This window comes from Nostoc sp. C96, from assembly GCF_059384975.1.
In genome coordinates this window covers 6,424,181-6,447,578 of sequence record NZ_CM182020.1, presented here as the reverse complement: position 1 = coordinate 6,447,578, position 23,398 = coordinate 6,424,181, and the positions used below count along the sequence as shown (strand labels likewise).

Sequence of the window (23,398 nt, the reverse complement as noted above, 5' to 3'; positions counted from 1 at the left end):
AATTGTTGATGCAAGAAGTTTGAAGTAGATTTTGTGTCCACAAACAATTGTTGGAACACAGCCTATGCAAGTGAAACAAACTAAAAGCAAAAGAAAACGAGGCGTTGTACTAACTCCGTCAGGGCTACAACGCTTACATGAAGCGATTTTATCTTGGGAGATTGCTAGAAATAAAGGCGATCGCTTAACTCTACAAAAACTCAGCACCCAGATTAGTATTTCGACTAAAACTCTGAGTCGATTATGGTCTTTAAGTAAAGGCGTAGATCAAAAAACTCTCAAATTGTGCTTTAGTGCCTTTAACCTCAAATTACAAGAAGAAGATTACACAGTATCGAGTGGTGAGGATGAAGGCGAAATCAGAGAATTCTTTCCCAGAAGTTCATATAAACAGGAAAATCATCTTACTCGGTTATCTAATTACGAAATCGAAAATCGTTGGCCATATCCAGATGGGCCTGTAGGTCTAGATTCTCCTTTATATATCGACCGTCCCCCAATCGAAGAAATAGTTTATCGAGAAATTACTCGCCCAGGCTGTGTAATTCGGATTCGCTCTCCCAGACAGATGGGAAAAACTTCTTTAGTGCTACGTATTTTAGCCTTTGCTCATCAGCAAGGATATCGCCCTGTTAACGTCAATTGCTACCAAATTGATGACACTTGTTTGACTGATTTAAATAAGCTTTTGCGTTGTCTTTGTTGGCAAATTGCCCAACAGTTAGAAATTGAGCCTAACCTTGATGATATATGGGATGAAGAAGTTGGCTATAAGTTAGCCTGTAGCTTCTACTTGCAAAAGTATATTTTTAAACGGAGCAGTAGTCCCATAGTGCTGGTTTTTAACGATGTTGATCGCTTTTTTGAATATCCGCACATTGCTCAGGAATTTTTTGCTTTGTTACGTTCTTGGTGTGAAGAAGCACGACAAAATTACAGTTGGCAAAAACTGCGATTAGTAGTGGTCTACTCCACAGAACAATATATCTCTCTAGATATTAATCGTTCACCATTTAATATCGGCTTACCTATTCATTTAACTGAATTTACTCAAAGCCAAGTCGAAGATTTAGCCAGAAGATATGAGCTAAACTGGAGTTCTGGTCAAGAATCTGCTCAAATCATGTCTTTAGTTGGTGGTCATCCGGCGTTAATTCAACTAACTTTATTTCATCTTGTTTCTCGCAAGATTACTTTACAAGATTTGATCGAAGAAGCGATCGCTAATGGCGGTATATACCGTCATCACTTATGGCGACACAGCTTAAAACTGCAAAGCTATCCTCATTTGAGCAAAATATATGCTGAACTTATCAAAACAAAACAAGGTCTGGTAATTGATCCTGTGGATGCTTATCAGCTAGAAAGTTTAGGCTTGATTTGCTTGGATGGCGATCGCATTTTACCCCGTTGCAAACTCTATCAAGCTTATTTTAAAAAACTACTACCTACTATTTGCTTACAATCTGTTTAGACCAGCCCCATAAAAAAACCTCCAATAATGCCTCTCCAAGAGGGGTATTGTTGAATACCATTGTTTATAAACTTGTCATAACTTGACCTAATTCATGAGATAAATCAATGGCTGATTCCTGCGATTTTTTAAATAGAACGCCAGCCAAAAAATAATAATCTCCAGAGTAAAATGCTTTATGATTTTCTTTTAAGGATTCTATATGTTTTTTTACTTTTGGTTCAGAACTATAATAGCCAAACTGCAAAGGTAAAACGACAAATTTATTCACACTATAGCCATTTTCTGCTGCTGTTTCTAAAGTACTAATTGGGTTAGAATAACTAGAAACTAAAACCAAGACATTTTCATAATCTAAAGATAAAAGCTCATTGGTAATTGATGCGCCATCTACACCGCCAAATAATAATGGCAGATAAATATCATCATCTGGGGCTGGTAAATATGGCGGATTAGCAACAAGATAATTAGCTTGAGGTTTATCAGAGTCAAACAAAGAGGAATTATGAATAATATATTTACCGGTAAGATTGTATTCATCTATAGTTAAATTTGCAGCTTTCCAGGCAGAAGTATTAAGTTCATAGCCTTGAATTAATCCCTCAAACTTATTTCTCAGTAGAGAGTTGATAACAGGACTGCCATCACCAGAACCAAATTCAACAATAGATGCCGGATTTTGACAATCTCTCATGACAAAATTTTCTAAACAATTAGAATAAAAATTAGATTCTTCCGGGCAGAAAAATATGTCTTTCATTTGATTGAAATACTTCCTTAAAGTAAGAGTTTTGCTGACATCAAGCCGAATCAAATTAGCTGTTTTGAGCAATTTGTTACTCAAACAGAACTAGGTTACAAAGCAATTAAAAATGCAATGAAAGGTAGCAATTTTTAGGTATTTATCTGATGGGTAAACTTGCTTGTTCGGCTGCACGAATAGAAAGGACAACAGCTTGAGCAGCGCGATCGCCCATTAATTTTTCTTGGTCGTATCCCAAAATTAATTCCCACCCATCATGGGGATATTGTTCGGCTAAAGGTAAAGCCACACTGTCTAACATCCATTGACCGTGGCGTTCATCTTCTTTGATATGCAGTTCCCAATAACCCATTGCTGCATCTGAAAGTTGCAATCGTTGGGCGGCTGTCAGATAATTTCTGTAACTCGCCGGGCCAGCAACTTCAAAATAAGTTAGCGCACCACTGTAACGCAGAAAATAACGTTTGCGTTCTGTTGTTAAAAAGTTTTGATTAGCACAAGCCAACACTTCCCAAGGGACTAAATCAAAGTAACCCTCTGGTTCAGTGTTCATATCAAACTCAGCTAACATTTGGGCAAAAAATGTAGAGTGCTTGCGAGATAAGCGCCCATTACCGTATTCTTCTAAAAGTACTCGCACCAAAGTACATTGCACCTCATTCGCCGCACCACCTAAAATCCGCGATAGACGACTACCTTCAACTAAACCATCAAATGAAGCGATCGCCAGTAAATGACAATAGCCAATCTCACTCATTTGTTCTCGAATATAGCGACTCTCTGGTGATAATGGCGGATCTAAATCGGCGGTGGCGCGTTCAATTAGTGCTTGTTTGACATTTAATTTTTGTAAGGACAGCACATCAATTTGCGCTAGTTCCCAAGCTTGCCAAGCTGCTTCAATTTGATGAAGACAACAACTCAAATAAAGCGATCGCTCATTTGTATAATGGCGCAAATCGTCATACCAAAATAACTTCAAGCGATTAATCCAATATAAGATTCTCTGAAGAAATAGGTGAGCGCGATTATCTCCATTACCATTTTGATAAGCAGCTTCTATTGCTATAGAGAGTGTTTGTTCAAACTCTCTGACTTTTGCTGTTACCTGATGCAGTTGATTATCTAAATCATCAATAGCTAGTAATTCTAAAAATAATTGTTCAGCCCGATGATACTGAGGCTCTATCTTTGCTTCTGGTTGTGAACTCTTAGCCACAGCCTCAAAGTTAGGGAATGTCAATAAATAGCTTTGCATGAAATCTTAGATACCTTTGCCAAAGAGTGAAAGTATTTTCATCTCTAATATCTAAAGTTCCACAGTTAAGCTTTCTTAACCTCTTTCGTGAGTTATAAACAAATATTAACTCTAGAGATACAGAACTTATGCCCCCTTATACCATTTCACTTTAAGTTTGATACAAATAGGTCGCAGGGGAGCAGGGAGCAGGGAGCAGGGGGAAAGAATGAAAAAACAATGAATTTGCATCAAGATTTTCGTGAAATGGTATGACTGCACCTATAAATCCTGTAGAGACGTGTACAATACAACGTCTCTAAATAATAAATTGCATCTTCATCAAGAAATGGGATTATAAACTTCAGACTTGATTATCGTGCTGTTTCTGTTGCAGAATTGACTTGTTGTGGTGGTAGATGTTCTAGAGGAATTAATGTTTCCATCACCGATTTGACAATTGGTGCAGCCACAGTAGAACCATAGGCATTTTCACCCTTCGGCTCATCGACAATGGCCAAAATTACATAGCGGGGAGCTTCCACTGGCAAAACTGCGACAAAGCTGGTAATTCTTGCACCAGGGATATAGCCACCATTGGGACTAGCTTTTTGGGCTGTACCTGTTTTCCCACCAATGCGATATCCGGCAATTTTAGAAGGTTTCCCAGTACCTTCCGAAACCACAGTTTCCATCATTTCCACAACTTGTTGGGCAGTTTTAGCGGAAAAAATTTGCCTTGGCGTAGGGAGTGTGGGTGAATAGTGCATTTTGCCATTGCTATCAACTAATCCTCGAACTACATGGGGTGTCACAAGTTTGCCACCATTAGCTAAAGCGCCGTGCAGTTGTACTAGTTGTAAAGGAGTCAGGGAAAAACCTTGTCCAAAAGATGCCGTGGCTGGTTCAATAGGTGAAGAAATAAATCTTGGTTGACTTTTTAATGAACCGCTAACTCCAAAAGGCAAATCAGTTTCTAAAGGTTGTCCTAAACCCAGACGTTCTAACCAGGTGTAGTAAACCGAGGGGCGCATTTTTTGAATAATTTGCACCATGCCGATGTTGCTGGAATTTTGGAGTATTTGGGCAATATTAATCCGCCCATAACCATTATGTTGAGCATTTTTAATTACCCGGTCAGCGACTTTAATATAACCAGGATCATTAAAAGTATCATTTGGTTGAATCACACCATTTTCTAATGCGATCGCCACATTTAATGGTTTAAAAGTTGAACCAGGTTCATAAAGATCAGCTACAGTCCAGTTTTTGAATAAATCAATTTTCGCTTTGCCATAGTCATTTGGGTTATATGTAGGTTGAGATACTAATGCTAGTAAAGAACCATCTAACGCATCCATCACAATTACGGCTCCACGTTTTGCATGGAACTTTTCTACCTGTGCTTTCAGCGCCGAGCGAGCAGCCCGTTGTAAGCGTGTATCAATAGTTAGTTGCAATTTCAGGTCATCAGCATGGAGAAAACCTTCTGGTGCATGATCTGGCTTTAACTCGCCGTTACCAGACTGCATTAACCGTACCTTCTGCACAGAACGTTCTAGCAGTTTTTCTTGGCTATATTCCACACCAGCTTGACCGCGACGTTCCAGGTCAACATAACCCACCACATCAGATGCAACATCTGCTTGCGGATATAAACGGGAGTATTTGGGAATAAATTCTAAGCCATTTAAGCGTAGTGCAATTACGCGATCGGCAACTTCTTCGGGTAATGCTGGCATGAGAATGATCCCACTTTTGCGACTTTGAAAAGTTTTGACTAAATCAGCCGCATCTTTATCAATGATAGGTGCTATCTTTTGGGCGATTTCTTCATTAGATTTATCAAATAGCTTCGGATGAGCATAAACAGTATATACAGGACGATCAACCGCCAAAACATTGGTATTGCGATCGACAACTAAACGACGCGGCATAAAAGGTCGCAAACTCACCATTTGTTGATTGCGCGCCTTCTGCGTCAGTTTTTTTCCTTGCAGAATTTGTAAATTATATAAGTTAAAAGCCAAACCTAATCCTGCGGCTAATAAAATAGCCCATACTACCAAAAGCCTGACTTTGCTACTTTGTACAGGTTCTTGAGTGTTGGGAGTGAAATTTCCCATTAACCTTTGTCGGGAAATCTTTTGCCGCTTTGAAACTGCTTGATTCCGAGAATTTCTAAATTTTAATCTACTGGATGACTTCTGCATCGGCTTCGTCCTTGATTATTTGTCATTTGTCTGTCAAAAATGACTAATGACTATTGCCTTTAACTAAGTTATTAATTCGTAATTTTTGGGTTTTATGCCCCTACCCTACAGCAACATCTATACGTAGACTTGTTTCAGCCTGTGTCTAAATCTCCTTTCCAATAGTTTTTAATTACGAATTACGAATTTTTTAATATCCCAACGGTGAGGAAGTTGGCTGTTGTATAGGAGAATTAGAAGCTTTATTAGAGGGCAAAGAACTGGCACTATCAGATGCTGAAGGTAAGAAAATAGTTTTATCTGGCGTTGGTGAAACTAATCCTGCACTGGGATTTTCGGCATCTTCAGCCATTTTGTTTTTTAACATGGCGTTAGTTGTAGTTAATTGTCGCTCATTGCGTTGCAGATTTTGTAAGCGGCGAAACTCTTGATTCCAAAGCTCTTGAGAATAGACTGTCCAACCATAAACAACCAGAGCCACTGCAACTAATAAAAACGTCACCACAGACGAGTAACGATGAACAGTGTACAACCGCAGCAACCAACTGGGTAAAACTTCAGCAGTGGGAACATGAGAAACTTTTGATGGTGTGAATTCTTGTAAACCTTTGGTAGCAGGAGCCGATAAACTTTTCGCAGCACGTCGACGGCGTTTAGGCGATGCGACTGGAGATTGATCTGGAAGTGGGGATGCACTGCTCATGGCTGACCCATTACCAGGGGAGCGCCGTCTTGGTGCAGTTGGTTTGGAATTTTGCCAGAACCAGGGATTAGGTGCAGACACAGCTGATTTACGAACAGCAGCCATAAATTTTCTTAGATAGGAAATAATGTATTCTAGTCTGTTTATTTAGTTTTGCTCAGGTTAAAATAGCCTTTTTTGGGATCTGAATGAGTATAGCGCTAACTATAGACCATGTTTAGATGTTTTTGAGATATAGCTATCCGTTGAGAAGTTGCACAAAAATTTGTTCTATGGTATCCGTTCTGTCCCTTCACAAGTAGTTCAGCAATCAAATATAATTCTCTATCTAAACCAATGTTTGCCTGACTTGAGCTATTCCCATATTTACAATCAAGGATTAGCCATTGGATAACTTGATATTTTAAGTAGTGCATCTCAGTATGGCAATACAAGACAAAAAGAAATTACTGTTTGCGATCGCCTGAACATCTTTGGGATAATCACTTAATCTCCCAATTAGATATCCTCATCCGTCTTTAGCATAGTAACTCAAGCACCAATAATCAGCCCTAAGTAGTGTTTTTAAATATCTCATAGACAGGGATTTTAACAATTACCAATAAATAGGTTATCGTAGTCAAAAGGCACAAACATTTGATTGCCACAATTTGGTGAAAGAGGAGTTATGAAAACAAAAATCTTTGGTTTAGCTGTAATGTTAAGTTTGGCGGCAGTTTTAGGAGCATGTGAAGGTGGTAACAACACAACACCGAGTGCTACAACTACACCAGCCACTACAGGTGAACCCTCCGATACTGGGTCTACACCTACTAATTCCCCCGCTGCGACAACTACTCCTACTGCTACTGCTTCCCCCACAGCAAGTCCTACTACAAGACCTTAGTTCTTTGTCTAAGATTTTAGTTTCTCAGACAAGTGCTTGAGTTTTAGTATTTCTCAGAGAGTGGATACCCAACTCAAATAAATTTCATACATCTGTTCAGCTAAGACAGTAATTATTGGACATTGGTAATGTTGGTTAACACCACAAACCAGTGTCCATTTAAATTTTGAACGTGAGCTTGCTCCCCTAAATTGATCTAGGTCAGCTTATAGTTCATCTCTGCACTGTATGTAAACCGGGAAAGCTAAATTTGCTATTTTGCTAACAAAGATTGAATCAATCATCCCGACTAGTATTCAAAAACATGGGTGATATCAAGTCTGTTTAATCACTGACAATATGTGATTGCAAGTGCAACGAAGTGGAACAACGCGATCGCCATGACTATGCGACTACTAAAGTGTACGAGGTTCGCCGTAAGGCATTCTCGTACCCTTCGGGAAGCAAGCTACACGCAGCGTCTCCCTTAGGAGAAGATTAGGCTTACGCCTACTTAATGACAAGTATTTAGCCGGACGTGGTATCGGTGTAAAGCCAAAAAGACAAGAAATTAAAATTAAATGGCAAGATTTAATTAGTATTTCTTTTCTTTTACAGCTTGATTTTGACTTTAGGGTGATGAGATGAGAAAAGTAAAATCTACCAAGCGATTAATATTGGGAATTTTGAGTATTACCTCTAGTGTGGGTGTGTGGTTAATCAGCCATTGGGGATCAGCCGTTATGGCCTTACCACCACCGGAAGACATTCCAGAAGAGATATTACGCACAGAAATTATTATAGAGGCTCGATCGCCCATTGATGGCAAACCCGTAAGTGCTGCCGAATACGTAGAACTACAAGCACAACTTCAAAAAGTTCCGCCACCAAAATTAAGCACCAATCTGCGGCAAACAGTCTTTCTGCTGCGGATACGTAATGCTTTGCTTCAGTTATTCCCATTTTTAGATTTGTAGTTATTGACTATCCAACTGGGATACAAACTTGATACTATAATACTGTTGATTATACTGACACCATGAACTTGTACTAGCGATCGCCCAATTAGGGAAGATGGCAATGGTACTGCATAAAACTTTGACGAGTAGCTGAACACTTATATAGATAACAAACTAATTTGACTGCCAAACCTGACAACATTGCGGATTCGGATATTAGATGAGGTGCATAGATGGATATTGTATTTCTGACTAAATTACTAGCTCCCTGCTTACCCTATTTGCTGAAATTAGGTGGGATAGCAGCCGAAAAAACCGTAGAAAAAGCAGCAGAGAATATTGCTCCCGATATCTGGGAAAAGGCCAAGAAAGTTTGGTCGAAACTAGGCACTAAAGTTGAATCCAAAGAGGAATTAAAGGTAGCAGCCGAGCAAGTAGCCGCCAAACCTGAAAGTTCAGCCCGTCAAGCCGTCTTTCAAGAAGAACTAGAAATCTTGTTGAAAGAAAATCCCAATTTGGCTGAGGAAATCGGCAAAATCTTGCAAGAAGAACAGCCAACAGCATCAGGAGTTCAAATCAATCAAACTGTCACCCATAATGAAGGACAGGCCATTGGACAAATGACCAATAGCAAGGCAGTTGGCAGAATTGACGGCAATATTCAGGGTGGAGTGAATTTTTAATCAAAAATAAATTGAGTGCGATCGCACTATGGAAAATCATTCAGATAGTGATGTACTTTCCCCTTCTAACTCCACTAATCAAATTCAGCAGGATTTTGGCAGTAATTCTGGACAAGTATTAGGCCAGATGATTGGTGGAATGGCCATCGGTCAACTCACAGTCTATCTTTCGCAAGTCCGAACTGAGTTAGAAACTTCCCAACCGCCTGCAAATAAGCTTGGTGCAAATCCCTATCAAGGTTTATTAGCATTTCGAGAAACGGATGGCGATCGCTTTTTCGGAAGAGACAAGCAAATTGAGCAACTATGGCAGAGATTTCGTGAGTTGCATGACAATGAATCTGCGGTGCGGGTGCTACCTATATATGGCCCATCAGGTTCAGGAAAATCTTCACTAGCCTTGGCTGGGCTAATCCCTCAATTGGGAGCTAAACCATTACCAGGAAGGAATCAGGCGCGGTTGGTGGTACTCGTACCAGGAAGCCACCCCCTTGAGTCTCTCGCCGCTATGTTGGCGAGGGTTACAACTAATGATCCCACCCCAGTGAGTAAGACGCGGGAATTTGCCCAAGAACTTACTCAGCAAAACAATCATCAAGAATATGATGGCTTGCGCCGCATTGCTGATGTCTTTCCTGATATTGCTGTCTCTCCCTTAATTGTTTTAGTCGATCAGTTTGAGGAAGTTTACACACTTTGTAAAGATAAAGCAGAACGGGATGCTCTTGTCGGAAACTTGCTGTGTGCAGCAGCAGAACCTTCAAAACGAGTATCTGTGATTTTGACATTACGGAGTGACTTTTTAGGCGAAACCCAACAACACCCACGCCTCAACAAACTCTTCTCAGAGCAAGGGTTTCTCGTGCCAATTATGCAGCCAGAAGATTTAGAAGCTGCTATTGTCAGACCAGCAGCACAAGCTGGATATCAGTTAAACAGTGCAGTTGTTCAACTCCTAGTAGAACAAACCGAAGGGCGAGAGGCTTTACCTTTATTACAATTTACCCTGACGCGGATTTGGGAAGGCTTGCAAAACGATGTTGACCCAGCCGAAACCCTAGAAAATATTGGTGGTGTAGGTGGCGCACTGGCCGAAGAAGCACAACGCCTGTATAAATCTTTGAATGCGGAAGAGCAAGCGATCGCTCGACGGATTTTTCTTGCATTGGTACAAATAGGGGAAGGCACAAAAAACACACGTCGCCGTGCTGCTTTATCAGAACTGATCGCAGATGAAAAAGAAGCCACAACTGTTCGGGCTATTATTAATCGTTTTGCTGCGCCTGGAGTGCGTTTCTTAGCCACCTTCTCAGATGAACAGTCTGGTGAAATGATTGAAGTCGCCCACGAAGCGATGATTCGCAATTGGGGACAACTGCAAGAATGGTTAACTGAATGCCAAGAAAATCTTCGCAAGAAACGCAAAATCGAGCAAGCTGCGGAAGACTGGATAGATAAGGATAAATCTCAAGAATATGTTCTTCAAGGTCGTCCACTGCGTGATGCGAGAGAGTTTATGCAAGCCCAAAAAGATTATCGGGAAACTGCACTCTCAAGTTTGGCAAAGGATTTCGTGATGGCAAGTTGGAGGAAACAAAGAAGCGATCGTTGGAAAAATACTGGATTTTTTATCGCTTTTCCATTAATAGGAACACTGATAATTCTGTATATTAGCATGATTAGTAGAGCGCAAGAAATACTCCATAGTACAACGTGTGAACCTAATTCTGAAATTCAATTAATGTTTTGGTATATATCGTGGACACATAACAATCAATTGCAAAAAGGAAATTTTTGTAATGAGACCATTAACGAAATCAAGCTTAAGAATGCTGATCTTGAGGATGCAGATTTTAGAGGAGCAAAACTGTACAAATCTCAGTTTCAAGGAGCAAATCTTTCAGGTGCTAAATTTATGAATGCTAGGCTGATAGATGCTCAGTTACAAAAAGGCAAAAAACCCACTAATCTGAAAGATGCCAATATGGAAAAAGCAACCTTAGATGGTGCTAATTTTCAAGAAGCTTACCTAGAAAATGTAAATTTTAAAGAAGCAACACTGAAGAATACAAATCTTTCTGAGACATATTTAAACAAGGCTAATTTTGATCATGCTATTCTTGACAATACAGATATGACTAAAGCCGAGCTTGAAGACTCTATCAATATCACAAAAGAGCAAATCAAAAATGCAAAACTTTGTCAAACTAAGTTACCAAAGCATCTTCAGAGTCTACGCAATCGAGATTGTCCATAATAAAAGAATACTTTATCTTGATTTATTAATTATGATTTTATGAATTTTACAATCAGCATTAACATTAAAAAATGTATTTTAATTTTATTCAATATAAATCTAAACATTATTTGAAATAAAACGAATTTATTTTGTAATTTTCTAGCACTTACATTGTAAGCAATCTTCTTTATTAGAGAATTTCTTACCTCTACAGCAGTCTAGACGATAATATTGTTTGTTTATTGTATCATAATAGAATGTTATGGCTTGACCATTATAATTATCTTCATATCGGTCATCATAAATATTAGAAATAACCTCTTGTTCCAAATTATTTCTATTAGCACTATCAAAATTATTAATATCAGAAACACATTCTGACAAAGCTTTGATAGCTGCATCTCTAACAGCATCATCATTACTCTGCAAAGCTTCAGTTAAAACTTGGAGTGCTGTTTCCTGATATTTACCAAATTTAATTAAACCTTGGGCTACAGAAATATGTTTAGCATCTATTTTAGAAACATCCAATGTTTTCTGCACTTCTATTACTTGACCTCTGATGTTTTTTGCTTCTGTCTTCCAGCAATCTTCTAAAGATTTTCGCAGAGAAGAAGTTAATTTCGCTTTTACTGAACGAGGCACAAAATTTATTTCGCTAATTCTAATTTCAACATCTTCAATCTCACGATTTTTAATTGCCCTTTCTAGAACCTGCTCAATTTCCCACAATATTTCATCGAGTTTTGCTTTGAGTTTAGGAAAATCTGAAGACATTGTTCTGCTCCTTGTGATTGTGGGAATATTTTGCCAGTTTTCTATTTCTGAATTCTGAGAATTGATCAACGGTAATTCAGCGTCATACAAGCTCATTTTTAAAACTGTATTTTTCACTGCTTCTATCGCAGCATCAGCATCAGCTAATCCATAACCTGTGGCTAAGTCTGGGCCTGCACGCGCCCGATACCCTCCTGTTCTTGGATGACCATAACCTTCCACAACATCGCGGGCTGTTTGCTGTAAAATTTCTTTGACTTTTGCTGGAGATAATCCTGAATCAAGCTGTTTCATCAAGGCGCAAACACCAGCTAACTGCGGTGCTGCGGCTGAAGTCCCGCTAAATGCAGCCCAGCCATCACTAGATTTAGTACCATCATCAAATAAAGAACGTACCTGATCTTTCTCGCTTCCAGGAGGAACAGGCAACATAATATAGGCTCCATAGGGACGCTGCCCAACCAACCCACATACATCGGGAACCCTGCGCCCTGGATAAATCGGACTGATAAAACTGCTGGCGTAATTGCTTGCTTCTAACTTGCCTTGCAACAGTCCATCTAGATGCAGATAAACACCTCCTGCTGCAATCACATCTGGGTGCTGAGATGGAAAGCTCCATTGACCATTCCCCGCCGCGAAAATGACGATAATTCCGCGACGCACGGCATCAGCAATGGCTACAGCTAAGGCTTGATTAAACGGAGAAAATTTGCGATCGCTCAGATCACAGCCCCAACTGCAAGTAATAATATCTGGTCGTAGGGCAACAGCTTTCTTAAAAGCAGCAACAGCGTTGACGTTCTTTACTTTGCCTGGGGCTGTGAAAACATCAGCTTTAACCATCGTTAACTCAACATCAGGAGCCACCGCCAGCAGATTGGCAGATTCTCCAGTGCCATGACCATTCTCATCTGCCAAAGGAGCCGATGCACCAGGCGCAAGAACAACATTGACTTGGTAGTTATACCTGTTAAAAAATGGATGACGATACCACCCGGTATCAAGCATGACCACCTTGACACCTCTACCTGTGATGCCTTGTTGATGAGCTACACTGGCATTTAATCCTTGAGCTATGTCTTCTGGTACACGCAAATATTTTGTAGTTGTTTCTGGTGGAGACTCCGCAGGAGTCGGGGGTCGAAAGTAAAAAACTGGTTCATTGATGGCAATTCCGTCTAATAGATGATCCCAACTGGTTTGTGATGTATCAATTTCACCAAAGGGCTTATCATCGATCGCATTGATAAATGTAGCTGTTGTTTCTCCAACTATCTCCTTGATCACCGGAACTTCCACTGTCTCTAGAGTTGTCTGAAGCGATCGCTCATAAACCTCAGCATCGGCAGCTATACTGATTGATGTTTTTCCCACATCTAAAATCTCAAAGCCTGCTGCCTGTAAGCGTTGCACTGCTGCATTGAGTCGGTTTGGTTCCGCATAAAATTGAGCCACATTCTCACTAGTGACGCGGCTTGAAGAATTTAACAACGATTCCCCACTGACTGAACGAACAATCGCTTCAGCGTAGATTTTTGACGGTAGTTGTACCTGCTGTTCCTTGCTCATTACATACACCTACTCGTAAGTAGCGGTGTAATCAATATCTTACAGATATTTTCCAAAAGTTTGAGAGACAATACAGCGTTATAACTATTAATTTACGTAAATAATCATCATTTCTGGTACTTTTCCTAGCTTGTAACTGAAAACCCTAGTTTTAAGTACCCAATGTCAAAATCTCTACCTTTTATCTTTCCCTAGCTCAACAGATATTTTCTGAGACTGAACGTGATCACCCCTTATCCCCCTTGTGCCTATCTGATGTACTATAACGGTGGCGATAAATTGCAAATAAATGTAAAGAATATATATAGATATTAAAAAAGTCGCTTTAGTTAATCACTTTATTCAACACAGGTAGCTTCATGTCCATAGCCACGATCGCTCAGGAACAGGTTAACCGCATTGTTTGGAATCAACATCACGATCCGTTTGAAATACTCGGTTCTCATGCCATAGAACAAAATGGTAAAAAAGTATGGGCTGTACGCGCCTACTTACCAAACGCAAGTGCAGCCTGGGTAATCGTTCCCGAAGAACGCCAAGAATACCCAATGCAACCCGTACATCATCCCCATTTTTTTGAATGTACGATTGAAACCCCAGAACTCGCCAACTACCAGTTACGAATTCAAGAAGGAGAACATGAGCGAGTTACTTATGATCCCTACGCTTTCCATTCTCCGCGCCTCACCGAATTTGACCTGCATTTATTTGCGGAAGGCAACCATCATAGAATTTATGAAAAACTAGGAGCGCATTCCACCGAAATTGACGGTGTGAAAGGTGTTTATTTTGCGGTTTGGGCCCCTAACGCCCGGAACGTTTCTGTACTGGGAGATTTCAACCTGTGGGATGGACGCAAACATCAAATGCGTAAAGGCTCCACCGGGGTTTGGGAATTATTCATTCCCGAAATCGGGGTAGGGGCACATTACAAATATGAAATTAAAAATTTTGAAGGACACATTTACGAAAAATCTGATCCTTTTGCTTTTCAGCAAGAACCCCGCCCAAAAACAGCATCCATCGTTACTGATTTAAGTTCATATCAATGGAATGACGAAGACTGGATAGAAAAGCGTCGTCACGCCGATCCCTTAACCCAACCTGTCTCTGTTTACGAACTCCACTTAGGTTCTTGGTTACACGCTTCTAGTGCTGAACCACCTACACTGCCAAACGGGGAAACTGAGCCTGTCGTTATTGTTTCGGAACTCAAGCCAGGTGCGCGATTTTTAACTTATCGAGAATTAGCAGACCGACTTATCCCCTACGTTAAGGATTTGGGATATACCCATGTCGAACTATTACCCATTGCCGAACATCCTTTTGATGGATCTTGGGGTTATCAAGTTACTGGTTATTATGCACCTACTTCCCGGTTTGGTAGTGCGGAAGATTTTATGTATTTTGTTGACCAGTGTCATCAACATGGGATAGGAGTAATTGTTGATTGGGTTCCTGGACACTTCCCCAAAGATGGACATGGTTTAGCTTTCTTTGATGGTACTCACTTATATGAACACGCAGACCCCCGCAAAGGTGAACATAAAGAGTGGGGAACTCTGGTTTTCAATTACAATCGCAACGAAGTCAGGAATTTCTTAGCCGCAAATGCCCTGTTTTGGTTCGATAGATATCACATAGATGGTATTCGTGTGGATGCTGTGGCTTCCATGCTATATCTTGACTATTGCCGTAAAGAAGGTGAATGGGTAACTAACCAATACGGTGGTCGAGAAAACTTAGAAGCGGCGGATTTTTTACGTCAAGTAAATCACCTAATTTTTAGTTACTTCCCAGGCGTGCTTTCCATTGCGGAAGAATCAACGTCTTGGCCGATGGTTTCTTGGCCAACCTACACAGGCGGTCTAGGTTTTAACTTGAAATGGAATATGGGTTGGATGCACGATATGCTGGATTACTTCAGCATGGATCCTTGGTTCCGCCAATTCCACCAAAATAACATCACCTTTAGTATGTGGTATAACCACAGCGAGAACTTCATGTTGGCCTTGTCCCACGATGAAGTGGTGCATGGTAAGAGCAATATGATTGGTAAAATGCCTGGTGATAGATGGCAGAAAATGGCCAATGTGCGTTGTTTATTTACCTATATGTTTGCTCACCCAGGTAAGAAAACCATGTTTATGAGCATGGAATTTGGACAATGGAGTGAGTGGAATGTCTGGGCTGATTTGGAATGGCAATTGCTACAATTTGAGCCACATCAACAATTAAAGCAATTCTTTAAAGAACTCAACCAACTCTACCGTTCTGAACCATCTTTATACACCCAAGATTTTGCCAGAGAAGGGTTTGACTGGATTGATTGTAGCGACAACCGTCACAGCGTGGTTTCCTTCATCCGCCGCGACAAAGATTCTGACAATTTTATCGTGGTGATTTGTAACTTTACACCCCAACCTCATTCGCATTACCGCATCGGTGTCCCAGAAAAAGGATTTTATACCGAGTTGTTTAATAGTGATGCTCGTCAGTATGGTGGTAGTAATATGGGCAACTTAGGTGGTAAGTGGACAGATGATTGGTCAATGCACAATCGTCCTTATTCTCTAGATTTGTGTCTACCACCTTTGGGTGTGCTGATGTTCAAATTGGATAAAGAGAAAACGGCTGAGGCTTTAGGTTATTAATTGTGGGGGTGGGGAGAGTCCCACCCTTTTTGATTTGGGAAAGTGCGATCGCGATCGAAAAATTTTGACCATCAATTAATATAAAAATACCCGCAACAATTACTCATCGGTGAAAAGCTATGTCAGATATCACCCTAGCTACACCAGATATTCAACTTCCACCCACTCAAGCAGAACTTTCCTATGATGACGGTGTACCAATGGAAAGCGCCCGACATAAAGCTCAGATGGATTTGCTCATAGATGCGTTAATTCCTTGGTTGGAACAAAGAGAGGATGGGTTTGTTGGCGGAAATATGTTTGTTTATTACAGTCTGGCACAGGTGCGAAACAAAGATTTTAAAGGGCCAGACTTTTTTGCTGTGTTAGGAGTTCCGCAAGGTGAACGTCGCAGTTGGGTAGTTTGGGAAGAAGGTAAAGCACCGGATGTAGTTATTGAGTTACTGTCTGACAGCACAGCGCCAGCAGACAAAAATGAGAAAAAACTGATTTATCAAAATCAAATGCGTGTCCCAGAATATTTCTGGTATGACCCTTTTAATCCTGATGATTTGGCTGGTTTCTCTAACGAAAAAGGTGTTTATCAACCCATTACAATCAATCCTCAAAACCAATTGGTGAGTCAATCTTTAGGTTTAGCATTGCAATTGTGGCAAGGAAATTATAAAGGTATTGATGCTACTTGGTTGCGCTGGGCAAGTTTGGGCGGAGAATTATTACCAACTCCTGAAGAAAAAGAACGCCAACGCGCAGAGAAAGCAGAATCCCAGTTACTCCAAACTGCGCGTAACTTACTGGAAACTGGGATGACAGTAGAACAAGTAGCTAGGTTAACAGGTTTGAGTGTATCTGAACTAGAAACATAGAACTTTGCTGTGCCTGTGGCGGGCTATACCTACGCACTTATGCTTTAAAAGTCAACACTGGACTCAATCTTGCTACGACATCTACCATTCCCTCCTCTACCTGCACATCAATCACTGACTGAATTGGCTTATAGGCTGCGGGTGCTTCTTCTATTCGGCGTTCTTCACGCAAGGTAATGCAGTCTACACCAGTTAATCCCAGTTCTGACTCGGTTTGAGATGCACCTTGGCGACTCAGGTCAAATCGGCTGCGTAGTCTCCCAACACCATGCGAGGCTGAATTACAAAAAGCTGGATTGCCTTTTCCTACCATCAGATAAGAGTAAGCGCCCATTGAACCAGGAATAATTACGGGTTGTCCTGGATAAGCGGGACAAGCACCTTTGCGCGTTACCCATCCTTGACCTTCGGGTAAGGTAATGTTGTGGGGTAAGTCGTAAATTAACGGTGCTTCCACATCACCATAGACTTCTCGCAACCGCAGACGTAGCAGTTCTGCTAATAACAGGCGATTGATAAAGCCGTAATTAGCAGCAGTCCCCTCGGCTTTGAGATAACTAGCAACTAGTTCCGGGTGGGAATGCACAGACAAAGGAAAAATCTGAGATTCTGGATACTTCAGACTTTTCGGCCAAGTTGCTTTAGTCCGGTCTCGCCACATTCCGCCAATGTACTTACCCACATTGCGCGAACCAGAGTGAATCATAAAGGCTAATTGTCCCTCTCTGATTCCCCAAGCATAAGCCAGAGCGCGATTTTCGATTCGCTCAACTTGCTGCACTTCGACAAAATGGTTGCCAGAACCAATGGTTGCGAGTCCTCCATCCCTTACTAGTCCAGTATCGGGAACTAATTCTTCTGGTGCTAAATTCCACTCACCATCCATTGCACCATCTAAAAAAATGCGATCGCTTTCCTGGGAAATTTGCTCCAAGTCTGACTTGACGAAACTACCTGTCGCCTGATTCAACATGGCATCCAACCAACCAAGAACACCATCCTGAAACAAGGCTTTCATCGTGTGTGCCGTCATAGTGACATCCCTTGTACCAAAGAAATAATCCCCCTTCATCCGTTCTACGAATGAGTCCCGCTGGGAGAGAAATTCATCAATGGTTAAATCGGCAACGTGCAGCCGCATTCCACAGTTAATGTCAGAACCGACAGCAGCGGGGATAACTTGACCAACAGTTTCGACTACAGAACCAATGGCTACACCTGCATCACCAGGGTGAAAATCAGGTGTAGCACAGGCACGACAGACACATCCGCCATTAGGGTGGCGCACATTTGCTAAATTAGCTAGTTGCTTAAGTGCCTTAGCTTCGACGGGAAAGCCTTCTGGTAGCAACACTTCTGCCGCTGGTGCATCGGGAGAATTAGTTAAACGGACAGAATAAACACCATTGAGATAATTGACATCTAACCCTTGTCGTGCTAAGGCACGCAGGAGACGTTGAAGATTTTTGGGCTGCATGAAACTCCATAAGAGTCTAAAAAAAGACCCTCGTTTTAAATTGATTGCAGAGACATGGGTTCAGCAGCCGCGTCTCAAGTATTTTTATGGGTTATTTTCCCAGAACTGTGGGGAAAACAACGGGTTAATTTTGAGTATTGTGCCTCTTTTTTTAATAACATAGGCTTTTAGGGTCTGGCAAGTAGATGATGTAAAGTCTGAGTAAGTGCTTTAGATTGGGTGATCTCATTACACCAAGGTTTTTTGCTTACGTAAACTTTGAATGGTAGCGATCGCACATTTGGCTACTATATCAATTTCCTCGGCAGTGTTAAATCTGCCAATGCCAAACCGCACAGAAGCATAAGCTAGTTGCTCAGAATTCCCCAAGGCTGTAAGAACATAAGAAGGTGCGGTAACTGCGGATGAACAAGCCGAACCGGAAGACACCGCCATTACAGGTTGCAGTCCCAGAGAAAGTGCAGCACCATCAACTCCCGCCACGCTGATATTCAAGTTTCCCGCTAACCGCTGGGTGGGATGTCCGTTGAGGTGAATTCCTTCTAACTGCGACAGTTGTAACCACAAACTTTCTCTTAATTGCGTCAGGCGTGCAGTTTCTGTTGCTTGTTCTGCTAAAGCAATTTCTACAGCTTTGCCAAAACCAACAATTTGCGGTGTGTACAAAGTTCCCGAACGCATTCCCCGTTCATGTCCACCGCCATGTTGTTGGGGTGCAAGTTGCACTCTGGGGTTGCGCCTGCGGACATACAATGCACCGATACCCTTTGGCCCGTATACTTTATGAGCAGTCAGCGACATTAAATCAATGTTCATTGCCTGCACATCTAAGGGAATTTTACCAATAGCTTGGGCAGCATCTGTATGGAAAATAATATTGCGATCGCGGCAAATTTTGCCAATGTCTGCTAAAGGCTGCAATACGCCAATTTCGTTATTCGCCGTCATCACAGATACCAAAATTGTTTCTGGACGACAGGCTGTTTCTAATTCATTTAAATCAATCAGTCCATCTTTTTGAACAGGCAAAATTGTAATTTCAAAACCCAGACTTTTGAGATACTCGCAAGGGTCTAAAACTGCTTTATGTTCTGTAGCGACAGTAATAATATGCTGACCTTTTTGAAAGTAAGCTTCTGCTATACCTTTAACGGCTAAATTATTCGCTTCTGTTGCACCGCTGGTAAAGACAATTTCTTCGGGTGTGGCGTTAATTGCTGCTGCTAATATTTCTCGCGTTTTTTTTACAGCCGCTTCGGCTTCCCAACCATAAACATGATTAATACTCGCAGGGTTGCCAAATTTTTCGGTGAAATACGGCAACATTGCTGCTAATACTCTTTCATCTACTGGTGTCGTAGCATGGCAATCAAGATAAATCGGACGATTAGACATAATCAACTTAAAACTTGACTTAATTTTCTTAAAATTTGCAAAACTTTATATAATTCATTTTCTCGTCTGGATAAAGTAAATTTATCAGACAAAGCATATTGGGGGTTATCTTGCTTGATTAGCTTGATAAATTGAAAATCTTCTCCATTAGTCACAAATCCATACACAGGCTTATCTATATTGGGACTAGCCAGCATATAAACTAACGCCTGGGGAATTGCTTCTAAAAGAGATAAACTGGTTCTTTTAGATTCAATTACCAACAGCCAAAATTCTTCTTGAATAACTAAGACATCGATTCTGCCTCTGATAATTTCTTCTGCATCTTCAACTGTAATTTCTATCGATTCTTCAGTGGCGATCGCAAATGGTTCACGATAAAATCCCGCCAAATCTAATAGTGGGGATAGTATCACCATTTTGACAGCATTTTCTAAGATTGGCGGGCGCTTAACTAAACTTAAAAAATTAGCTTTGACCCTATCTAAATATTGTGTATCTAAATTTGTAACTTCCGGTAAATCCTCTAACCATTCTGTGAATAATCTTTCATCTTCTGAAAGTTGTAGACTAAATCTTTCCTCTAAATAGGCAAGTCCGATATTTTGAGCTTGGACAACTTGAACCATATTAAATATTATGAATTTCGATTAATTATGCTCTCAACCAACTCTTAATCCAGAGTATCTGGATCTATCCCCAAGGCTCTTAATTTTTCTGCTAGTTGTTGAGCTTGTTGTTCTGCTAATTCCGCGCGTTTTTGTGCTTGTTTAATTTGTTCTTCTGGTGTCGGATATCTGTTCCCGGCTTCGTTATACCAATAAAGCCATTCTCTAGTTAAGCCACAGTAATTTCCTCGTTCACAACCAATTCCCAAGCCAATTTCTGCTAACCAAACAAGATTTCCTGGTTGTAATTGATACTTACCATTAACTAATTTATGTACTTCTAAACGAGGTTTGCGGCGACGACGAGGAGAATAAATCACATAATAAAGTACACCTAAATCCTGGTATTTATTTAATTTATCGGTGTATTCTTTACGATAATTTTGCGAAACTACTTCTAAAGCCAAAATTGGCAGAACATTTTCATCCCAAAGCACATAACTAGGACGCAGTTCTTCATCATAGAACCGTTCTACACCCAAACTCAAAAATCCATCTGGGACAATTGGTGGTTCATCAGGGTCATAATAAATACCCATATCTATGCCAAATAACCAGTCCATCCTTTCAGACCAAAGTATTAACAGAATAGCCTTGAGTAACCCTGGTATTAATTCTTGCAGTTCATTATCCACAGGAGTTTCATCAGAATCTGGTAGTTCTTCAGCAGAGGGCAAGTACTTCGGCAAGTTGTACTCTAACATAGCTGGTTTCCCCAAAACTTACGGACACTGGGCTTTACTCGATGAATCCACGCCAATATCCTCACCAGAATTATAGCGATTTCGGATTAACAGGTTATAGGTTACAGGTTATAGCTTACAGGTTATAGCTTACAGGAGAAACGTTTTATACTTCCTACTCCCTTGTATCCATAAGTCTTAACGATTAATAAATATATTAGTTTTTTGGCTCTCTTATTGGTTTATATTTACCAGAGGGTGTAATAACAGCCATTGATTTTCAGAGACTAGGAGGCAGCGTCAGACGATTTTAGATTTGAAATTTTGGATTTTGGATTGCTCCATAGACGTTGTTTTCAGAAGATGTCTAAGAAGTATCAAAATATTTATTCTGATCCCCCCGCCTGCGCCAGTCGCTTTCTTGTTTTACCTGACACTCTAATATCAACAGCACAAACTAGGCAATCTAAGTTGATAGTAACCGAATATTTTTGCTGAATTGCAGCGGATAAAGACTAAACTAAAAAGTCTTGTGCAGCAAAACCTATAGATTTAAATGAAGTAATCATGTCCAAGGTTCTCGTCTCCGATCCTATTGACCAAGCTGGGATTGACATCTTATCCCAAGTTGCTACTGTTGATGTCAAAACTGGTCTAAAACCCGCAGAATTAATTGAAATTATTGGTGATTACGATGCGCTAATGATTCGTTCTGGTACAAGGGTAACAGAAGAAATTATTGAAGCTGGCACACAGTTAAAAATTATTGGTCGTGCTGGTGTTGGCGTGGATAATGTTGATGTGCCTGCTGCTACACGCAAAGGAATTGTTGTAGTTAATTCTCCTGAAGGGAATACGATCGCAGCAGCAGAACACGCACTGGCAATGATGTTGTCTTTATCTCGTCACATTCCTGATGCTAACGCTTCTGTTAAACGTGGTGAATGGGATCGTAAAACTTTTGTAGGTGCAGAAGTTTACAAAAAGACTATCGGTATTGTCGGGTTAGGTAAAATTGGCTCCCATGTGGCGGCTGTGGCTAAAGCAATGGGGATGAAATTACTCGCTTATGATCCCTTCATCTCTAACGAGAGAGCCGAGCAAATTGGCTGTCAGTTGGTAGACTTAGATTTACTGATGCAGCAAGCTGACTACATCACACTGCACATTCCCAAAACCCCAGAAACTACCCATTTAATCAATGCCAAAACTCTGGCAAAAATGAAGCCCACCGCGCGGATTATTAACTGCGCTCGCGGTGGAATTATTGATGAAGCAGCTTTAGCCGCAGCGATCAAAGAAGGTAAAATTGCTGGTGCAGCCTTGGATGTGTTCGAGTCAGAACCTCTGGGTGAATCGGATTTGCGATCGCTCGGTAAAGAAGCTATCCTCACCCCCCACCTAGGAGCCTCTACCACAGAAGCTCAAGTCAACGTAGCAATTGATGTGGCTGAACAAATTCGTGATGTACTTTTGGGACTCCCTGCACGTTCCGCAGTCAACATTCCCGGACTTGGCCCCGATGTCTTAGAAGAACTCAAACCCTACATGCAGCTGGCAGAAACCTTGGGTAACTTAGTCGGTCAGTTAGCTGGTGGTCGAGTCGAAACACTAACCGTCAGACTGCAAGGAGAACTCGCAACTAATAAGAGTCAGCCCTTAGTAGTAGCATCCTTAAAAGGTCTACTTCACCAAGCTCTGCGAGAACGGGTCAACTACGTCAACGCCAACATCGAAGCCAAAGAACGGGGAATTCGCGTCATTGAAACCAGAGATGCTTCTGTGCGCGATTACGCTGGTTCTCTGCGTCTGGAAGCCACAGGTACTTTAGGTACTCACTCAGTTACAGGTGCTTTGTTAGGTGAAAAAGAAATTCACTTAACAGACGTTGATGGCTTCCCAATTAACGTTCCACCCAGTAAGCACATGGTGTTTACCTTACACCGTGATATGCCAGGGATTATTGGTAAACTCGGCTCTCTCCTCGGTAGTTTTAACGTCAACATTGCTAGTATGCAGGTAGGACGGAAAATCGTCCGAGGTGATGCGGTAATGGCTTTGAGTATTGATGACCCCTTACCCGATGGCATTTTGGCTGAAATCACCAAAGTACAGGGAATTCGAGACGCGTATACAGTAACTTTATAAGGCAAAAGTAAAAGGGCAAAAG

Annotated in this window: 17 protein-coding genes; 8 read left to right on the top strand and 9 right to left on the bottom strand. The window is 41.0% G+C overall.

Annotated elements, in window-relative coordinates; genetic code table 11:
* Positions 1 to 64 precede the first annotated feature (64 nt).
* The gene (locus AC504W_RS27480) at positions 65 to 1,474 is read left to right on the top strand and encodes an AAA-like domain-containing protein (RefSeq protein WP_494875427.1); all 1,410 of its coding nucleotides are present in this window, start codon (positions 65 to 67) and stop codon (positions 1,472 to 1,474) included.
* 64 nt (positions 1,475 to 1,538) lie between these two features.
* On the opposite strand, the gene AC504W_RS27475 is transcribed toward AC504W_RS27480, so the two are convergent.
* From AC504W_RS27475 to AC504W_RS27460, 4 genes are all read right to left on the bottom strand, one after another.
* Positions 1,539 to 2,234, bottom strand: coding sequence for a class I SAM-dependent methyltransferase (locus AC504W_RS27475; protein ID WP_494878788.1), 696 nt, complete (start codon positions 2,232 to 2,234; stop codon positions 1,539 to 1,541).
* Between the two features lie 142 nt (positions 2,235 to 2,376).
* Positions 2,377 to 3,495 carry an iron-containing redox enzyme family protein gene (locus AC504W_RS27470; protein ID WP_494875426.1) on the bottom strand — a complete coding sequence of 373 codons (1,119 nt, stop codon included), beginning with the start codon at positions 3,493 to 3,495 and terminating at the stop codon, positions 2,377 to 2,379.
* A gap of 353 nt (positions 3,496 to 3,848) precedes the next feature.
* The gene (locus AC504W_RS27465; protein ID WP_494875425.1) at positions 3,849 to 5,687 is read right to left on the bottom strand and encodes a peptidoglycan D,D-transpeptidase FtsI family protein; all 1,839 of its coding nucleotides are present in this window, start codon (positions 5,685 to 5,687) and stop codon (positions 3,849 to 3,851) included.
* A 190-nt stretch (positions 5,688 to 5,877) separates the two neighbouring features.
* Positions 5,878 to 6,495, bottom strand: a complete 618-nt coding sequence (locus tag AC504W_RS27460; protein ID WP_494875424.1) for a hypothetical protein — start codon at positions 6,493 to 6,495, stop codon at positions 5,878 to 5,880.
* Positions 6,496 to 7,057: 562 nt separating this feature from the next.
* On the opposite strand from AC504W_RS27460, the gene AC504W_RS27455 reads away from it, so the two are divergent.
* The 4 genes from AC504W_RS27455 (at position 7,058) to AC504W_RS27440 (ending at position 11,154) form a co-directional block, all read left to right on the top strand.
* Positions 7,058 to 7,276: a hypothetical protein gene (locus tag AC504W_RS27455; protein ID WP_096581765.1), complete on the top strand. Its 219-nt coding sequence runs from the start codon at positions 7,058 to 7,060 to the stop codon at positions 7,274 to 7,276.
* Between the two features lie 623 nt (positions 7,277 to 7,899).
* The gene (locus tag AC504W_RS27450) at positions 7,900 to 8,232 is read left to right on the top strand and encodes a hypothetical protein (protein WP_494875423.1); all 333 of its coding nucleotides are present in this window, start codon (positions 7,900 to 7,902) and stop codon (positions 8,230 to 8,232) included.
* Positions 8,233 to 8,447: 215 nt separating this feature from the next.
* Positions 8,448 to 8,897 (top strand): Het-E N-terminal domain-containing protein, encoded by a 450-nt coding sequence (locus AC504W_RS27445; RefSeq protein WP_494875422.1) that lies wholly within the window; start codon positions 8,448 to 8,450, stop codon positions 8,895 to 8,897.
* A 28-nt stretch (positions 8,898 to 8,925) separates the two neighbouring features.
* Positions 8,926 to 11,154 carry an nSTAND1 domain-containing NTPase gene (locus tag AC504W_RS27440; RefSeq protein ID WP_494875421.1) on the top strand — a complete coding sequence of 743 codons (2,229 nt, stop codon included), beginning with the start codon at positions 8,926 to 8,928 and terminating at the stop codon, positions 11,152 to 11,154.
* Positions 11,155 to 11,295: 141 nt separating this feature from the next.
* Here AC504W_RS27440 and AC504W_RS27435 read toward each other — a convergent pair whose 3' ends face one another.
* A complete protein-coding gene (locus AC504W_RS27435; RefSeq protein WP_494875420.1) occupies positions 11,296 to 13,485 on the bottom strand; it encodes a S8 family serine peptidase in 2,190 nt (729 codons plus the stop codon).
* A 359-nt stretch (positions 13,486 to 13,844) separates the two neighbouring features.
* Here AC504W_RS27435 and glgB point away from each other — a divergent pair, with 359 nt between their 5' ends.
* Together glgB and AC504W_RS27425 are read left to right on the top strand one after the other, a co-directional pair.
* Positions 13,845 to 16,139 carry a 1,4-alpha-glucan branching enzyme gene (gene glgB, locus AC504W_RS27430; RefSeq protein WP_494875419.1) on the top strand — a complete coding sequence of 765 codons (2,295 nt, stop codon included), beginning with the start codon at positions 13,845 to 13,847 and terminating at the stop codon, positions 16,137 to 16,139.
* A 119-nt stretch (positions 16,140 to 16,258) separates the two neighbouring features.
* A complete protein-coding gene (locus AC504W_RS27425) occupies positions 16,259 to 17,005 on the top strand; it encodes a Uma2 family endonuclease (protein ID WP_494875417.1) in 747 nt (248 codons plus the stop codon).
* A 37-nt stretch (positions 17,006 to 17,042) separates the two neighbouring features.
* Here AC504W_RS27425 and AC504W_RS27420 read toward each other — a convergent pair whose 3' ends face one another.
* From AC504W_RS27420 to AC504W_RS27405, 4 genes are all read right to left on the bottom strand, one after another.
* Entirely contained in the window at positions 17,043 to 18,482 is a 1,440-nt protein-coding gene (locus tag AC504W_RS27420; protein WP_494875416.1) for an RtcB family protein, read from the bottom strand.
* Positions 18,483 to 18,710: 228 nt separating this feature from the next.
* On the bottom strand, positions 18,711 to 19,877 hold the full coding sequence (locus tag AC504W_RS27415; RefSeq protein ID WP_494875415.1) for an IscS subfamily cysteine desulfurase: 1,167 nt from the start codon (positions 19,875 to 19,877) through the stop codon (positions 18,711 to 18,713).
* A 2-nt stretch (positions 19,878 to 19,879) separates the two neighbouring features.
* Positions 19,880 to 20,506, bottom strand: a complete 627-nt coding sequence (locus AC504W_RS27410) for a type I restriction endonuclease (protein ID WP_494875414.1) — start codon at positions 20,504 to 20,506, stop codon at positions 19,880 to 19,882.
* Between the two features lie 44 nt (positions 20,507 to 20,550).
* Entirely contained in the window at positions 20,551 to 21,249 is a 699-nt protein-coding gene (locus tag AC504W_RS27405) for a Uma2 family endonuclease (protein WP_494875413.1), read from the bottom strand.
* Between the two features lie 546 nt (positions 21,250 to 21,795).
* Here AC504W_RS27405 and serA point away from each other — a divergent pair.
* Positions 21,796 to 23,376 carry a phosphoglycerate dehydrogenase gene (gene serA, locus AC504W_RS27400; RefSeq protein ID WP_494875412.1) on the top strand — a complete coding sequence of 527 codons (1,581 nt, stop codon included), beginning with the start codon at positions 21,796 to 21,798 and terminating at the stop codon, positions 23,374 to 23,376.
* Positions 23,377 to 23,398 lie beyond the last annotated feature (22 nt).

Coding starts and splice junctions, on each gene's coding strand:
- AC504W_RS27480 (WP_494875427.1), top strand. CDS start 65: ATGCAAGTGAAACAAACTAAAAGCAAAAGAAAACGAGGCGTTGTACTA.
- AC504W_RS27475 (WP_494878788.1), bottom strand. CDS start 2,234: ATGAAAGACATATTTTTCTGCCCGGAAGAATCTAATTTTTATTCTAAT.
- AC504W_RS27470 (WP_494875426.1), bottom strand. CDS start 3,495: ATGCAAAGCTATTTATTGACATTCCCTAACTTTGAGGCTGTGGCTAAG.
- AC504W_RS27465 (WP_494875425.1), bottom strand. CDS start 5,687: ATGCAGAAGTCATCCAGTAGATTAAAATTTAGAAATTCTCGGAATCAA.
- AC504W_RS27460 (WP_494875424.1), bottom strand. CDS start 6,495: ATGGCTGCTGTTCGTAAATCAGCTGTGTCTGCACCTAATCCCTGGTTC.
- AC504W_RS27455 (WP_096581765.1), top strand. CDS start 7,058: ATGAAAACAAAAATCTTTGGTTTAGCTGTAATGTTAAGTTTGGCGGCA.
- AC504W_RS27450 (WP_494875423.1), top strand. CDS start 7,900: ATGAGAAAAGTAAAATCTACCAAGCGATTAATATTGGGAATTTTGAGT.
- AC504W_RS27445 (WP_494875422.1), top strand. CDS start 8,448: ATGGATATTGTATTTCTGACTAAATTACTAGCTCCCTGCTTACCCTAT.
- AC504W_RS27440 (WP_494875421.1), top strand. CDS start 8,926: ATGGAAAATCATTCAGATAGTGATGTACTTTCCCCTTCTAACTCCACT.
- AC504W_RS27435 (WP_494875420.1), bottom strand. CDS start 13,485: ATGAGCAAGGAACAGCAGGTACAACTACCGTCAAAAATCTACGCTGAA.
- glgB (WP_494875419.1), top strand. CDS start 13,845: ATGTCCATAGCCACGATCGCTCAGGAACAGGTTAACCGCATTGTTTGG.
- AC504W_RS27425 (WP_494875417.1), top strand. CDS start 16,259: ATGTCAGATATCACCCTAGCTACACCAGATATTCAACTTCCACCCACT.
- AC504W_RS27420 (WP_494875416.1), bottom strand. CDS start 18,482: ATGCAGCCCAAAAATCTTCAACGTCTCCTGCGTGCCTTAGCACGACAA.
- AC504W_RS27415 (WP_494875415.1), bottom strand. CDS start 19,877: ATGTCTAATCGTCCGATTTATCTTGATTGCCATGCTACGACACCAGTA.
- AC504W_RS27410 (WP_494875414.1), bottom strand. CDS start 20,506: ATGGTTCAAGTTGTCCAAGCTCAAAATATCGGACTTGCCTATTTAGAG.
- AC504W_RS27405 (WP_494875413.1), bottom strand. CDS start 21,249: ATGTTAGAGTACAACTTGCCGAAGTACTTGCCCTCTGCTGAAGAACTA.
- serA (WP_494875412.1), top strand. CDS start 21,796: ATGTCCAAGGTTCTCGTCTCCGATCCTATTGACCAAGCTGGGATTGAC.